Genomic DNA, 15,581 nt, shown 5'->3' with positions numbered 1-15,581 from the left:
CGGACGCACCGAAACGCGGGCTTCGATGTCAGGCCGTGGTGAACGCGTGCAGCCCGAGTTCCCTCCGCGACTCGGACGCCGGCAGCAGATACGTGTCGAGGAACGCGTCGAGGTCCGTCTCCGCCAGATGGAGCGCGGCAACCGGCTCGGGCGCGCCAGACGTGTTGGCCACGTCCGCACGTAGGAGGTCGATCAACTCGGCGCACAACCGGGGAGTGAGCGGGCGCCCGCTGTCCCGGTCGCCGCGCAGCGTCCGCACGACGAGCGTCTCGCGCAGGTGCAGTGCGAAGCCGCGCACGATGCGGCCCAGGCGCTCGGCCGCGTCGCGGGTCTGCGTCGCGAAGCGCTCGACAGCCGGTCCGCCGCCGGCCGGCAGATGGTCGAGCAGCGCGACCGACTCGGCGAACGCGTCGGCGGCGAGCGCACAGCGGAGCTGGACGTCTTCGAGCAGGTACACGTGCGGCGAGTCGTCGTCGGTCTTCATGAAGTGCCCGCGCCGGCTCGACTCCCAGGAGGGTGTCGTGCAGACCCGGCCGCGGATGATGGCGGCGTGCCAGCCGTGGTCGGGCGTGCCGGTCCCCAGCTTGCGCAGAAACCAGCTCGTGTCCCACGGGATGAGCTGTACGGCCTCGTCCAGCCGGTCGAGCACCGCTGTCACCTCCGCCGGGAGCCCGTTGCGGTCGAGCACGCCGGCGAGCAGGGCGGCGAAAGGCGCGTCCGGGTCGGCGAGCCGTGCCGCGGCCAGGTCGAGGTTGAGGTCGGTTGTCTGGGCGTCGACGCCGAAGTACTCCTTCACTCCGGTGACACCCTCGACTCCGGACAGTGCGCGGAGCTGCTCGTCGACGAGGCGTACGGTGGATAGCGCGCACGGCTCGATCTCCTCGTTGTTGGCGCCGAGAAACGCCTCCGCGACGATGGGGATGCCGCGCCGGGCCGCCGCGCGGGCGGTGTTGCGTAGCCAGGTGTCGACCGGCCGTGCGATCTGCACCTCGGCGATGTTGCTGTGCAGGCAGAGCCCGAACGACGTGGCGGGAAGGTGTGGGACGCAGGCGAGCACCTGCCCGGCGGAGAGCTCCCACGGCTCCCACCACAGCGTGCTGCCGGGCCGGTCGCGCGTCCACACGTCGGTGAGCCGCGCCAGGTAGGCGGGAAGGCGTTCGTGCAGCGGTACCCCTCGGGAGAACGGGCTGGGCCCGAACTCGGACGCCTGCCAGGCGTCCTGGTCGTAGGTGTAGACCAGCAGGTCGTCGATGTCCGGGCAGGCCGCCCGCAGCCGCGCCAGCAGGTGCAGCTCGTGGCCCGCGACCCGCGGGTCGGCGACGTCGAACCGGCGGCTCGCCTCGCCTTCCAGGTCGGAGTAGTAGGTGTCGTCCGGGCCTTCGGGCGTGCGCACCTCGCCCGTAGCGGGGTCGCGCCACATGAACGGCGATCCGATGTGGAACATCGTCCGGAACCCGAGCCGGCGGGCCAGCGCGGAGCGCCGGGCGAGTTCCGCCCGGCGCTCCGCCACCCGGGGCGGCTCCGCTTCCCCTTCGTCCCGCACCACGTCACGGAGGTTGAGCGGCTCGTCGTGCGGGCGGCTCAGCCACGCGATGTTCAGCTGGACCGTGTCGAAACCCTTGGCCCGCAACGCGTGCAGGTGCTCCTCGGTGAAGGCGGGCGGCCGGGTCGGGTTGCCGACGACGGCGATGACGGGCGTGAAGCGAGGCATGGCGTGCTCCGGTGTCAGATCATCCATGTGCCGTACATGTCCCAATGCCCCCAGTCGTCGGTGGTCGCACCGTCGTAGGGGATCCCGAACATCAACAGGGTCTTGTCGTCGTTGACCCACCCGATCACGTCACCACTGACGCCGATGTTGTGGGTGTACGGCGGGAAGCAGGTCGTACCGCACACGATCTGCTCGTCCCAGTCGAGGCCGTCGCCCAGGTCGGAGAAGTACCGCACCAGCGAGGCGTGGTCGGTGTGCGGGTCGCGAATCTGGTACATGACGAACTGGCCGCGGCTCGGGTCGTACTTGACGTCGACCGAGTCGCCCATCACGTCAGTCATGGTCGAGGCGGGCCAGACCGTCGGGTCTGCCGAGGCCGTGTAGTAGATGCGGCGGGTCGGTGTCGACGTGGCGGTGTCGTCGGTGTACCACATCAGGAGCACGCCGTCGATGACGACCACACTGGACTGTGCGGCGCCGAGGAAGCCGGCCGGTCGCTGTGCTTTCGGCAGGATCACGGCGGCCGGCTGCGCCGTGCTCGACGTCGACCAGCCCGAGCCGGTCCACTTGGCGTACGTGCCGCCGTACGTGCTCGACCGGGCCACGAAGATGACGTCGTTGTAGCCGTTGGCGGTGTCGACGCCCGTGTAGAACATGTAGTACATCGGGCCCGCGCCGTCACCTGCGTCGTACCGCACCACCGAAGGGTCGCAGGCCGCACCCTCGTACTTCACCGTGGCCGTGTCCCGGGTGTCGGTCACCCTCAGCTTCACCGAAGGTGCGATCCAGGTGTTGCCGTCGGCGGACGCCGAGAAGCGGATGGTGTCGTACGGGTACCCCGGCGAGGTGCTGTCCGGCGAGCTGCAGTAGAGCGTGTAGTACTGGCTGCCGTCGTAGACGATCGACGGCGCGTAACCGTAGTCGTAGCCGTTCGGCGAACCGGTCGGGCACCACGGCGCGCTCGTGCTCGCACAGGAGTCGAGCTTCTTGGTCGGAGGCAGGACGTAGATGTCGTTCGCCGCGGCGGCGGGCGCGGCAGCCAGGGCCAGCAGTACGGCCACCGCGCACAGCGCCGCACCGACCCGCCGCCACCCGCTACGGGACATCGGCCACTCCGTTGTTCGCCCGCACGATCAGGCCGGTGCCGGCCGGTGCGGGCTGCGGCTCGTCGAACGTGTTGCCGACGATCGTCGCGCGGGTGAGCGCCTCGGTGGTCAGGCCGCCAGCGCCGCCGCGCACGATGTTGCCGGTCACGCCCGCGTCGGTGACCGCCGCGAGCGACAGGCCCGCCGCCAGCGCGCCGGAGACGGTGTTGTCCGCGACCGACACCCCGTTGCCGCCCTCGGCCCGGATGCCGAACTTGAACCGCGTCGCCGTGTTGCCCACGACGGTGGCGTCCTCGCAGCGCCGCACCAGGACGCCGTAGCCGCCGTTGTCGCCGAGGCCCGCCACCGTGTTGTTGGCGACGACGACGCCCGCGCTCTCGGTCACGGAGATCGCGGTGAGCGCGGTATCCACAAAGGAGTTGCCGGTGACGGACGCCTTGCGGCACCGGAAGAGCGAGCAGGTGGTACGCCCGATCCGTTCGACCGCCGGCTCGTTCTGCGTCTGGTTGCCGCTGACTATCACGCGGTCGGTGAAAAAACGGTCGTCGTCGCCGCTGGGCCGGGACGGGTCACCGGCGTCGCCCCCGACGGTGATCGGGGTGGCGTAGTTGCGGAAGTAGTTGTCGACGATCTTCACGTCCCGGACCGCCACCTCCTCGTCGCCGAACGCCTGGCTGCCTCTGATGTAGACACACTTGTCCATCCCGCCGGAGGAGACGTCGTTGTCGGCGAACGTGACGCCGCGCACGACGCCGTCGACATAGAAGAAGGCCGGCCGGTCGGGCAGCCCGCCGGTGCAGGAGTTGTTGGTGAACCGGATGTCCCGGCTGTGGTTGGCACCGTCGGCCGCCGGTGGGAGCCGCAGGTAGATGCCCGAGTACGTGTAGTCGCCGGGCGGCGAGCCCACCCAGGCGCAGTTGATGTAGTTGTGGTCGATGACCATGTTGTAGACCGGCGTGTACGAACCACCGGGCGCGGCCGGGTCGCCGTTGAGGTAGATGAACTGGGACCCGATGAACGTGCAGTGGATCAGCTCCACCTGCTCCATCAAATGGGTCTCGCTGGTGAAGAACCGGGTCCACAGCTTCGAGTCGGTGGGCGGTGTGGCGTAGCAGTTGACGTCGATGAACTTGGCGGGGCCGGCGATCCGGGCGCCCTGCACCACGTTGATGCCGTTCTTGATGTCGCGCAGCCACGCCGTGTGGACGTAGACGTTGAGCCAGGGGCCGGTCACCTGGATCGCGTTCTCGAACGGGCGGTAGTAGTTGGCGACGACGATGTTGTTGCCCTCGCTGTTGACCGAGACCCGTTCCACGCGCGGGTCCATGTACCACCGTTCGTCGCCGGCGGCGATGTGGATCGCCGACCGGTGCCGCCGGTCCGACCAGGCCGGCTCGAAGCGGTCGCTGCGGTCGGTCGACGCGATGCCGAGGTCGACGATGGCGCACTCGTCGTGCACCACCTTGACGGTCGCCTCCACGGTGCGGCTGTGCTGGCGCAGGACGGTGGCGTACATGCCGTCGCCCTGGATCGTCGTCATGGGATGGGTCGTGCGGATCGTGGCGTCCCAGTCGCCCGCCGCGCCGTCGAAGTAGTACTGCCCGGCGGGGAAGTAGATCACCGCGCGCGGGCCCAGGGAGGGTGAGGTGAGGATCGCCCGGATGCGCTTGCTGTTTTCGGCGGCGACGCGCGCGTCCCACCGGTCCGAGCGCACGAGCGGCTTGCGGACGACCGCGCCGTCGACGGTCGTCACGTCGACGAACTGCCGCCCGTCGCCGGGCCGGCGGGCCGGCGACGCCGAGGCGTCCGTGCCGGCGGCGGACGCACCGACCACGCCGAGCGCGGCCGCGGCGGACGCGCGGCCTACGAAGCCGCGACGGGAAAGGGATGGAGAACCAGCCATGCTTCACTCCTCGGGGATGGAGGGGCGCATTGCTGGTAACGATTCCACCAGAACGGATCTCTGTCAATGCTCGAAGATGCTTGCACACCAAGGAGCTTCCACGGTGGAGCAACCATCGCGAGCCGGCCGCCGGGGTTGTGGCAGGAAACGTTTCTTACCAGCGTGGCGCGCCATGCGGGACTTCGGCTGGTCATCCGCCACCGTCCGGCTCGGCGGCCGGCCTCCTCAGGTGAGACGGAACGGCTGCCGCGGGTCGCCATCCGGCCAGAGGAACCACCCGTTGTGGCCCTCGGCGTACGCGTCGTCCAGCAGCCGCAGGACCAGCCGTCCGGCGGCCTCCGGATCGGTGCCGCCGGCGTCGGTGGCCTCCGCCCACGCCCGGTAGCCGGCCAGGCGCGGCTCCGCGGCCGCCATCCGCGCGATCTCGCCGTGCATGCCGGACACCACGTCGCCCGGGTGGATGGCGTGCGCGGTCACGCCCGTGCCGGCGACCTCCGCGGCGAGGTGCGCGGTGAACCGGTTGAGGGCGGCCTTGCTCGTCGCGTACGGGGCGTTGAAGGGCCCCGCCGGCGCGACACCGGCGGCCGACGAGACGTTCACGACGCGCCCCCACCCGGCGGCGACCATGCGCGGCACGAGCGCCCGCACGGCCGCGACGGCGGCGAACAGGTTGGTGCCGAACACGCGGGTCCACTCCCCCGCCGGCGTCTCGGCGACCGGTCCGAGCGCTCCGTGCACCCCGGCGGCGTTGACCAGCACGAGGCGGCTCTCCCCCGCGATCCGGTCGGCGAGGCCGGCGGCCCACTCGCCGGGCTCGGTGACGTCGGCCACCACGGTGGCGCAGGCACCGCCGTCCGCCTCGACCCGGTCGCGGAGCGCCGCGAGCCGCCGCACGTCGCGGCCCACCGCCACGACCGGATGGCCGGCGCCGGCCAGCGCCTGGGCGATGGCACCGCCGATCGTGCCGGAGGCGCCGGTGACGACCGCGGTCACCGGTTGATCGCGCCCGAGGTCAGCCCGGAGAGGATGCGCCGCTGCGCCAGGAAGAACAGGATCAGCGGCGGCAGGCTCACCAGCAGCACGTCGGCGAAGACGAGGTTCCACGCCATCTGGTACTGGCGCACCTGGGCGAAGTTGTAGAGGCCCAGGCTCAGCGTGTCCCGCCCTCGGCCGCCCAGCAGGAAGAACTGGTAGAGCATGTCGTTCCAGATCACCAGGAACAGGAACACCGAGCAGGTGAAGATGACCGGGCGCAGCAGCGGCAGGACCACCGACCAGTACGTCCGGAACGGCCCGGCGCCGTCGATCCGCGCCGCCTCCTCCAGTTCGCTCGGCACCGTCCGTACGAAGCCGGTGATGAGGAAGATGGCGAGGCCGCTGAACGCGCCGACGTAGAACAGGATGGCGCCGGCGTAGCCGCCGTAGAGGCCGATCCGCTGGAGCACGTAGATCGTGGTGATGATGATCGGCGGCAACAGCACGCTGGAGATGCTGAACAGGTAGAGGGCGTTGACCACGCGGGACGTACGCCGGCCGAAGACCCACGCCGCCGCGGAGGCGAGCAGACAGATCAGCACGATCGACGGAACGACGATCAGCAGCGTGTTCACCGTCGCGGCGACGATGTGGCCCTGCTCGAAGACCGCCCGGTAGTTTTCCACGAGGTTCCACCGCCGGGGCAGCCCGAAGCCGAGCTCGTTGGCCTCGCCGAGCGGCTTGGCCGAGTTGACGAGCAGCAGCCAGAAGGGCGCGACGACGACCACGAGCGTGAAGATCGACAGGAAGCCCACCCGGGCGACCTCAAGGGTACGCGTTCTCACAGGTCCACCTCTCGCCGGCGGAGCACGGTGATGAGCGGCAGCGCGAGCAACGCGACAACCATGAAGAGCACCATGCTGATCGCGCTCGCGTAGCCGAACACACCGATGCCGAAGTTCTGCCAGACCGCGATGTTGAGCACCTTCGTCGACGCCCCCGGGCCGCCCTGCGTCATCGACAGCGCCAGCTCGAAGGTCTGTAGCGAGCCGATGAGGGCGAGCGCGAGGTTGAACGTGAAGGCGGGGGCGAGCAGCGGTACCTTCACCCGGCGGACCACCTGCCAGGTGGACGCCCCGTCGACGCGGGCCGCCTGGATCAGCTCCCGCGGAATCGCGTTGAGGCCGGCGATGTAGACGAGCATGTAGATGCCGAACGACTTCCAGACCTGGACGAGCGCGACCACGAACACCGTCCAGGTGGTGCTCCCCAACCACTCCACCCGCACGTCGCCGCCCACGATCAGCCCGAGCGCCTGGTTGAGCGAGCCGTCCGCCTGGAATATCGCCTTGAAGAGGTAGCCGGCCGCCAGGGGCGAGATCAGCACCGGTACGAAGAGCGCGGTGCGGAAGAACGAGTTGATCCGGCTCGCCTTCTCCAGCAGGAGTGCCAGGCCGAGGGCCGCGACGTTGGCCACCACCGTGAAGCACACCGCGAACTTGAGGGTGACCTCCACTGTGGACGTGAGCGTACCGCTGCTCACCAGGTCGCGGAAGTTGTCGAGGCCGATGAACTCGCGCTCGTCGCGGTAGCTGCTCCAGTTGGTGAACGAGAGCACGAAGCCGACCAGGATCGGCAGCGCGTAGAAGACGGAGACCGCGACGACCGCCGGCCAGGCGAACGCGAGCGGCACCGAGCGCACCACGCGCGGCTCGCGCCCCTTGCGCCGTACCGGCGGCCGCTTCCGGAGCGGGGGTTCCCGCACCGTCACCGCGGGCTGCGTGATCTGCGACATCGTCACCACTTTCTTCCGTGGAGGAGCTGGGCACGCACCCAGTCGTTCGCCATCTGCGTGTCGCCCTCCTCGGTGAGCGTGTCGAACAGAGCCTTCCGGAGCCGGGCGACCGTCTCGGCGTGTACCGGGTCGCGGGCCAGGTTGGTCAGCTCGTGAGGATCGGCGTCGAGGTCGTACAGCTCGTCCACGTCGGTGGCGTTCCACACGTACTTCCAGCGCCGGTCGCGCAGCATCCGTTGCGTGTGCAGCCCGAACTGCTGGCCGTTGTAGGTGGCGACCACGTGTTCGCGCGCCAGCTCCCCCGCGAGGAGGTCGCGGCCGACGGATCCGGGCGGCGGCGGCACACCAGCCGCGGCGCAGATCGTCGGCACCAGGTCGAGCAGGTTGTAGGCGAACCCGTCGACGACGGTGCCCGGTGCGATCCGCCCCGGCCAGCGCAGGATCAGCGGGACCCGGAGCACCTCTTCGTACATGACGTGGTGCTTGTCCATCATGCCGTGCGCGCCGGTCAGGTCGCCGTGGTCGGTGGTGAACACGACGAGCGTGTCGTCTTCGGCGCCGGTCGCACGCAGCGCGGCCAGGAGGATCCCCACCGCGGCGTCCAGCTGGCTGATCACCGCGAGGTAGTGCCGGACGACCTCGCGCCACCGGTCCCACGGCCAGTCGGCGACGTCCCAGTTGAGTAGCTGCTGCCGTTGCACGTACGGCTTGCCGTCGAAGGTGTCGCCGAAGTTGCCCCACGGCGGGATCTCCACACCTGTGTAGCGGTCGGCGAACTCCCGGGTCGGCGTACACGGCAGATGCGGCTCGACCAGGTCCAGCCGCAGGTGCCACGGTCCCGGGCCGGCGCGGTCGCGCAGCCACGACGCGGCGCGTTCGGCGAACCAGTGCGTGCGGGCCAGCGGCAGCGGCGCCGGGTCGACCGCGCCCTCCCACGGGCAGTCCAGGCTGCCCGGGAGGCCGGCGGCGGCACGGACCTGCTCGTACTCGTCGAGCGAGACGTACTCGCGGTAGCCGTACGCCGTCGGGTCCTCGGAGGGGTGGACGTGCCACTTGCCGAGGTACGCGGAGTCGTAGCCCCGGTCGGCCAGGGCGGCCGGCCAGGTGGGCTCGGTCGGCGGGAGCGCGGCGACCGGCAGCCCGATGTCGTAGTTCCACAGGCCGCCGAAGGTTTCCGGCCGGCGCCCGGTCAGGAACGACTGCCGCGCCGGACAGCAGAGCGGGATGTGCGTGAACGCGTGGGTGAAGCGGGCGCCCTGCGCGGCGAGCCGGTCGAGGTTTGGGGTGGAGACGGGCAGCGTCGACGTGTGACCCAGGCAGTCGTACCGGAGCTGGTCGGTGACGACGACAAGCACGTTCGGACCCATCTCCACCCCTCTCGGCCGGCTAGAAGCCGGCAAGCCCCTGCGCCTTGGCGTTACGGGCGAACGTCGTCTGCATCTGCTCGCCGACCCACTGCGGCGACTGGCCGGCGAAGAGCATCTCGCCCAGGTAGTCGGCGAACTCGCCGTACGCGGCCTTGAGGTTCTGCTGGTACTGCGGGATCGCGCCCGCCTGGAAGGCGGTGTACGCCTCCTGCAACGGCAGCGGGATGCCGGTCGGCGCGTTGACTCCCTCGAAGACCGGGTACTGCTTGGTGGAGTCGACGTACTCCTGCGCGACCTGGGCGCTGGTGATCCAGTCGACGAACGCCTTGGCCTTCTCGATCCGGGCCGGCTCGTTGGTCTGCGGCACGTAGATCGCCTGACCGGTCGTCTGCCAGGCGGCGGTGTTGGAGTCCTTCGCGATCGGGAAGAAGCCCAGGTTCTTGTCGACCTCCTCGGCGCCGAACGCGTCGACGAAGATGGACGTCTGCACGGAGATGGTCGGCGTCATCGCCGCCTCCCCGCTGATCATGCGCTTCTGCGAGTTCTCGAAGCTGGCCGTCTTGATGTCGTCGTTGAAGCACTTGCGCTCGTAGGCGGTCTTGAGCCCCTGGTAGCCGGCGACGAAGACCGGGTCGTTGAACGTGGCCTTGTTGCTGTTCACGTCGTCGATGAGCCCGGGGTTGGCCTTGAGGCCGTCGGTGAACAGCTGGAAGGCCAGGATCTGCAGTGGCCACTTGTCGCCGCCGGCCAGCTCGATCGGCGCCACCTTCGGGTCCTTGGCCCGGATCGTGTCGCAGAGCTTGAGCAGATCGTCGAAGTTGTTCGGAGCCGTCAGGCCGAGGCGGTCGAAGACGGGCTTGTTGTACAACACGCCGTCCACGCCCGGGAAGTCGACGAGCGCACCGTAGATCTTGCCGTCGAACTCGGTGGAGTTGTCCAGCAGGCCGTCGAGCGTGGCACCGACGAAGGGCCGGTCGGAGAGGTCGACGAGGTTCTTGGCCGGGTTGAGCTGGGCCAGGAAGTTGCCGATGCCGTGGAAGTAGAGGATGTCCGGGCGCTCGCCGGCCGCCCACTTGGTGAGGACGTTGTTCTCGAACGGGTTCGGGATCACCACGACGTTAACCGAGACGTCGGGATCGGTCTGGGCGAACCGGCTCGGAAACTCCTTCGCGGCCCCCTGGATCAGGGACGGCACCCAGATGGTGAGCGTCGTCTTGCCGTCGCTCTGCTCTCCCGGGCTGTCGGTGGTGCTGCACGCCGTGGCCGCCAGGGCGACGGCGAGCAGAGCCGCGCCGGCGAGGGCGCGGAAGGCTCGTCTCATAACGGTCTCCTTACAGGGGTCGGTCAGTCCAGGTGGAAGATCTCCGGTAGGCGTTCGAGCGACTCGTCGACCCGTCGTTCCGGCAGCCGCGTGACCAACGGCGCCATCTCGGCCTGCCACCGCTCGTTGACGTCGTGGCTTTCCATGCGCCGCAGGGCCGCGGCGAAGTCCGGCGATTCGAGGTATCCGACGGCGAGTCCGTCGGGACGCAGGAAGAGGCTGTAGTTGTGCCAGCCGGCGGCGCGCAGGGCGGCGCGCATCTCGGGCCAGACCTCGGCGTGGCGGCGCCGGTACTCGTCGACGGCGTCCGGCCGGACGTGGAGCAGGAATGCGACGCGTTCCATCGGTGCCTCCTCTAGCGGGCGTCTTCGCGGCGGCAGATCAACAGCCAGTCCTCGAACGTTGGGAGTGCGGAGGCGAAGTGGGCCGGGGGCAGCTCCCACTCGCCGCCGTCGTCCACAGTGGCCAGATGACGCGTCCAGGTCTCCCCGGTGCGGGGGTCGACCACGTCGACCGTCCACCGCCCGGCCGCCAGCTCCCGCAGCAGCAGCCGCTGAAGGTCCAGGGAGATCCCGATCGTCGGCTCGCGGAAGCTGTTGGCCGGCACGTACACGACCCGCTCGTCGGCGGAGCCGGCGCAGTAGGGCAGAAACGGTCGGTCCTCGCCGGCGGCCGGCTCGACGCCGCTCTGCCAGGGCCGGTGTTCCCACCAGGACAGGCCGTCGAGCAGGCGGCCACCGACGCCGGTCTGCGCCGCACCGGGCAGCCCCGCCGCGGTCCGCCAGTCGACCGCTCCCCACACGTAGCCGGGGTCCTCCGGCTTGCCCTCGGCGAAGGCCCACAGGCCCTGCGCGCCGTAGGTGTGGCCGGCCGCGCCGCTGAGCAGGTGCGACCAGAAGAGCATCCGCTGGAGGGCGGCCGAGGAGCCGGCCGCGATGCCCTCGTAGCAGACCTCCGAGTTGATCACGGGTAGCGGAGGTCGAGCGGCCCGGGCGCGGGCGAGCGCCCGCAGCGACGGCACCACCGAACTCCGGTCGGCGTGGCCGGTCTGCATCCAGACGAAGTCGGCGACGGCCCGGCCTCCCATGGCGTCGAGCGTGGTGAGGTGTTCGAAGGCGGGGCAGGGGTGGTAGGTCAGCGGGCGCCGGTACGGGTCGAGCTCGCGCACGCCGGCGCCGATCGCGGCCCAGCGGCCGAGCAGGTCGTCGACCCGGTCGGCGATGTCGTCGGCGAACAGGTCGCTGTAGTGCGGCAGGCCGACCTCGCCGGCGACGCACCAGACCACCGGCAGGGCGCTCCAGCGGGCGACCACCTCGCGCCAGTGCCGCCGCATCCGCTCGTCGCCGAGGTCCAGGAGGTAATAGCTCCAGGCGCCCACGACGGCCGGGGTGAGCCCCGCGGCGACCAGCGTGCCGAGGCGGGCGTCGGCCGCGTCCCACCAGCGGGGATCAGGGTGCCCGTAGCCCGGCGTCCAGGACCACACGCCGCCGGTGGCCGACTGGGCGGAGAACCCGGTGGTCTCCGGGTAGAGACCGGCGACGAGCTGGACGACCGTGTATCCCTGGCGCCGGCGCAGGTCGGCCAACTCGGCGAAGCCGGCGTCGTCGGCCCGGTCGCTGAACGCGAACCACCACGTGTCGGCCAGCCACGGGAAGGGCTCGCCGGTGGCCTCGTCGCGCAGCACCCGCTCGCCGGGGCGCACGGTCGGCTGCCGCGGGCCGGACGGGACGGCGGGCGCGTCGACGCCGACCGGCGCACCGCCGTCGAACGCGAACCGGTAGTGGCCCGCGCCGGAGTTGCGCACCCGCGCCCGCACGCGGCCGTCGGCGCCCACGAAGGCGGGCACCTCGACCGCGGCCCCGTCCGGCCCGGTGACCGAGCACGTGCCGGGGTCGCCGGCGGCGTCCACGCCTTCGCCGACCGCCTCGACGACACCGAGGGCGAACCAGTCCACGTTGCCTCCTTGGCGTACGTCGATCGCGTGGGCCGAACGGCCGGCTGACGAGGGCGTACGGTGCACCTGAGAAGTTGATGTTTCCGGCGTGTTAGCGGGACGCTATCGCCGGCTGGAATCGTTTGTCAACGGTTCCGGCAACGTTTCCAGTATCGTTATCGCGACCCCGCCGGCAGCCCGCCAGGCGGGTCAGTACATCAGCTGGCCACCGGAGACGTTGAGCGTCGCCCCCGTCACGTACCGGGCACCCGGGCGCAGCAGGTAGACGACCGCGTCCGCGACCTCCTCCGGCGTGGCGAGGCGGCCCAACGGCACCATCGCGACCGCCGCCGCGAGCTGCTCCTCGGTCATGCCACCGCGCATCATCGCCGTGTCCACGAAGCCGGGCGCCACCGTGTTGACCCGCACCCGGTCGGCCGCGAGCGTCCTGGCGAGCCCACGGGACATCGTCACCATGCCGCCCTTGGCCGCGTTGTAGACCACCGACCCGCCCAGCCCGCCGGTCCACCAGCCCTGCGAGGCCAGGTTGACGATCGCCCCGCCGGCGCCTTGACGGGCGAGGAACAGGCCCACCGCCCGGTTGAGAAAGAACGTCGCCTTGAGGTTGGTGTCGACCTGCAGGTCCCAGTCTTCCTCGGTGATGTCTTCGAGGCGGTGCCGGCGGCGAAGCACGGCGGCCAGGTGGGCGAGCCCGGCCAGGGGACGGCCGTCGGCCCGGACGGCGTCCAGAATCCCCTCGTACGAGCCCAGGTCGCGCAGGTCGGCGGCGAGGGCCCGGTGTCCGCCACCGGGCAACTCGTTGACGAGCCCGGCCAACCGCTCGGAATCGAGGTCGACCGCGTACACGGCGACGCCCTCGGCGGCGAGCATCCGCGCCACGGCGGCGCCGATGCCCCCGATGGCGCCGGTGACGACGACCGCGGAACCGGCGAGCGACTCGGTCATCTTCTCATCCCCTTAGACAGCGAGATCCCCCTTACACAGCCGAGACCCCCCTCAGACAGCCGAGACCCCCCTCAGACAGCCGAGACCCCTTGAAACGGCCGAGATCCCGGCTCGAACCAGCCGGGGGCGCCGCGCGGCATCAGGCGTCGGTCCGGACAGATTTCCCGGCGCCGGTCGCCTTGCGCGGTGCCGCCTTGCGCGGTGCCGCCTTGCGCGGTGCCGACGAGCTTTTGCGGACCGAACCGACGCTGTCACGCGGCGTGAAATGCGTGTCGATGACCACCGTGCGCGGCTCGGCACCGTCGAGCATGTCGAGCATGAGCCGCGCCGCGGCCGTACCCATCTCCCCCGAATCCCGGGAGACCGAGGCGAGGTCGGGCGCCAGCACGTCGAACATCGGCCACTCGTCGAGGGTCACCAGCGCGACGTCGGAGCCGACCGCCCGCCGCAGCTGGCGCAGGGCCTGCAGGGCACCACTCGCCGAGGCGATGCCACCGGTGATCAGCGCGGTCGGCTCCGAGCGCCGGGAGAACATGCGGATGACCTCGGCCTTGGCGTAGTCGGCCTCGAAGCTCCGCAGCGAGACCAGGCTGCGGTCGACCGGGACACCGGCGGCGGCGAAGGCCGCCTCGTAGCCACGCAGGCGCTCCCGCGACGACCGCACGGCGAGCGAACCGGTGACCAGCCCGATGCGCCGGTGGCCACGGGCCAGCAACTCGCCGGTGGCGCGGAGCACACCGGAGTAGTGGTCGCAGTGCACCGCGGCCGCGTTGAGCCCGCTGACCTCTCGGTCGAGCAGCACCACCGGCCCTTGCAGGGCGGCGAGCGCGGCCCGGGTGCTCTCCGCCTCCTCCGACACGAGCGAGACGATGACGCCGTCCACCCGCCGCCGGCGCAGCAGCGCGAGGTTGCGGGCCTCGACGTCGAGGTGGCCGTCGGAGCTTGTGATCAGCATGGAGAACCCGGAACGGCGCAGCTCCTGCTCCGCCGCCCGGGCGATGTTGGCGAACAGCGGGTTGGAGATGTCACGCAGCACGAAGCCTATGGTCTTGGTCGACCCGCTGCGCAGCGACTGCGCCAGCAGGTCGGGCTCGTAGCCGAGCTCGGCGACCGCCGCCTCCACCTTGGCCCGCATCGCGGGCGAGACGTCGGGGTGGCCGGAGAGCACCCGGGACACGCTCGACAGGGCGACACCGGCCTGGACTGCGACGTCGCGGATGGTCGCTCCGGAACCTTCCGAATCGGACCTTGCCATCGACGACCTCCACATCACTGCATCTCGCGCACAACCACTGGAGTATCCCTGAGCGACTCAGCCGTCGGTCCGGTGGTGGCGGATGAAATCCTCGTCCAGCTCCCAACCGAGGCCCGGCGCCTGCGGCAGAGGCAGCTCACCGCCGACCAGCGCGGGCCGGTTGGCGATCAGGCTCCAGAAGATCGGGTCACGGGTCGGCGAGAACGCCTCGACGAACGTGCCGTTGGGCACCGACGCCAGCAGGTGCGCGGCGATGTGCCCCTCCTCGTGGTGGCCGAGGTCGACCTCGAAGGCCAGCGCCAGCGCCGCGACCCGCCGCCATTCCGTGGGCCCACCGCCCCAGGACGCGTCGTAGTTGCAGACGTCGATCGCGCCGTTGACGAACATCTCCCGCATCCCCACCCGGGATGTCTCGCTCTGGCCGGCCGCCACGTTGACGTTGCCGCGAGTGCGTACGTCACGCAGCCCGCGCCAGTCGGCGTGCCACCGGGTCGGCTCCTCGAACCAGCGCAGCGGCACCTCGTCGCCGAGCAGGCGGAGGAACTCCAGCGCCTCGGGGACCGTGTAGCCCTGGTTGGCGTCGACCACGAAGATGAAGTCGTCGCCGACGATCTTCCGCGCCGCGCGCAGGCGGTCGGCGTCCTCCCGCGGTGGCTTCGCGCCGATCTTGAACTTCATGCCGACCATGCCGTGCTCTTCCTTGAAGAAGGCCAGCTCCTTCTCCAGGTCGGCGGCGCTGGAACCGTAGTAGCCACCGATGCCGATCATCGGAATGCGGTCGCGGTAGCCACCCCACAACCGCCACAGCGGCTGCTTCGCGTACTTGCCGACGGCGTCCCACACGGCGCTGTCGACGCACGCGATCGCCTGCATCGGGATCGCGCGGTCGCGCAACTGGTCGAGCGTGACCGGCAGCATGGCGTGCCAGACCCGCTCCACCTGGAGGACGTCGAGGCCGACGACGCGCGGGGCGATCTCGTCGCGGATGATGCCGAGGACCTCATGCTGCTCCTCGTCGGTGTCGGCGTTGTACGCCTCGCCCACCACGCCGTCCGACGTACGGACGCGAGTGATGATCGTGCACCGGTTGCGCATCGAGTAGTAGCTGCCCTTGTAGTGATGGCGCAACGGAATCCGCAACGGGATCGTCTCGATCGCCTCGATCGTCGGCATGCACTTCTCCTGGGGCAGCACGTTGGGTATCGTTCCTGGAAACGGTACCGGTAACGTGCTTCGTGGGTCAATGCGA

General features: G+C 70.5%; 13 protein-coding genes. All 13 read right to left on the bottom strand.

Features of this window, described 5'->3' with window-relative positions:
• Positions 1-28: 28 nt before the first annotated feature.
• Positions 29-1,738, bottom strand: coding sequence for a hypothetical protein (locus ACFFIA_RS16865; RefSeq protein ID WP_377251963.1), 1,710 nt, complete (start codon positions 1,736-1,738; stop codon positions 29-31).
• A complete protein-coding gene (locus tag ACFFIA_RS16860; protein WP_377251961.1) occupies positions 1,726-2,817 on the bottom strand; it encodes a hypothetical protein in 1,092 nt (363 codons plus the stop codon). The genes ACFFIA_RS16865 and ACFFIA_RS16860 overlap by 13 nt, the downstream gene beginning before the upstream one ends.
• Positions 2,807-4,720 (bottom strand): right-handed parallel beta-helix repeat-containing protein, encoded by a 1,914-nt coding sequence (locus tag ACFFIA_RS16855; protein WP_377251959.1) that lies wholly within the window; start codon positions 4,718-4,720, stop codon positions 2,807-2,809. The genes ACFFIA_RS16860 and ACFFIA_RS16855 overlap by 11 nt, the downstream gene beginning before the upstream one ends.
• A 225-nt stretch (positions 4,721-4,945) precedes the next feature.
• Positions 4,946-5,713, bottom strand: coding sequence for an SDR family NAD(P)-dependent oxidoreductase (locus ACFFIA_RS16850; protein WP_377251957.1), 768 nt, complete (start codon positions 5,711-5,713; stop codon positions 4,946-4,948).
• Positions 5,710-6,540 (bottom strand): carbohydrate ABC transporter permease, encoded by an 831-nt coding sequence (locus ACFFIA_RS16845; protein ID WP_377251955.1) that lies wholly within the window; start codon positions 6,538-6,540, stop codon positions 5,710-5,712. The genes ACFFIA_RS16850 and ACFFIA_RS16845 overlap by 4 nt, the downstream gene beginning before the upstream one ends.
• Positions 6,537-7,490, bottom strand: a complete 954-nt coding sequence (locus tag ACFFIA_RS16840) for a carbohydrate ABC transporter permease (RefSeq protein ID WP_377251953.1) — start codon at positions 7,488-7,490, stop codon at positions 6,537-6,539. Before ACFFIA_RS16840 ends, ACFFIA_RS16845 begins: the two co-directional genes overlap by 4 nt.
• Before the next feature lie 2 nt (positions 7,491-7,492).
• The gene (locus tag ACFFIA_RS16835) at positions 7,493-8,857 is read right to left on the bottom strand and encodes a sulfatase family protein (RefSeq protein ID WP_377251951.1); all 1,365 of its coding nucleotides are present in this window, start codon (positions 8,855-8,857) and stop codon (positions 7,493-7,495) included.
• A 19-nt stretch (positions 8,858-8,876) separates the two neighbouring features.
• A complete protein-coding gene (locus ACFFIA_RS16830) occupies positions 8,877-10,178 on the bottom strand; it encodes an ABC transporter substrate-binding protein (protein ID WP_377251949.1) in 1,302 nt (433 codons plus the stop codon).
• 23 nt (positions 10,179-10,201) lie between these two features.
• On the bottom strand, positions 10,202-10,522 hold the full coding sequence (locus tag ACFFIA_RS16825) for an L-rhamnose mutarotase (protein WP_377251947.1): 321 nt from the start codon (positions 10,520-10,522) through the stop codon (positions 10,202-10,204).
• Between the two features lie 11 nt (positions 10,523-10,533).
• The gene (locus ACFFIA_RS16820; protein WP_377251945.1) at positions 10,534-12,132 is read right to left on the bottom strand and encodes an apiosidase-like domain-containing protein; all 1,599 of its coding nucleotides are present in this window, start codon (positions 12,130-12,132) and stop codon (positions 10,534-10,536) included.
• Between the two features lie 189 nt (positions 12,133-12,321).
• Entirely contained in the window at positions 12,322-13,077 is a 756-nt protein-coding gene (locus tag ACFFIA_RS16815; RefSeq protein WP_377251943.1) for an SDR family NAD(P)-dependent oxidoreductase, read from the bottom strand.
• 139 nt (positions 13,078-13,216) lie between these two features.
• The gene (locus ACFFIA_RS16810) at positions 13,217-14,332 is read right to left on the bottom strand and encodes a LacI family DNA-binding transcriptional regulator (protein WP_377251941.1); all 1,116 of its coding nucleotides are present in this window, start codon (positions 14,330-14,332) and stop codon (positions 13,217-13,219) included.
• A 57-nt stretch (positions 14,333-14,389) separates the two neighbouring features.
• Positions 14,390-15,505: a mandelate racemase/muconate lactonizing enzyme family protein gene (locus ACFFIA_RS16805; protein WP_377251939.1), complete on the bottom strand. Its 1,116-nt coding sequence runs from the start codon at positions 15,503-15,505 to the stop codon at positions 14,390-14,392.
• Positions 15,506-15,581 lie beyond the last annotated feature (76 nt).

Source organism: Phytohabitans kaempferiae (genome assembly GCF_042433955.1).
In the GTDB taxonomy this organism is placed as follows: Bacteria; Actinomycetota; Actinomycetes; order Mycobacteriales; family Micromonosporaceae; genus Phytohabitans; species Phytohabitans kaempferiae.
Note: the sequence above shows the minus strand (reverse complement) of the source record. Positions and strands in the feature narration are given on the sequence as shown.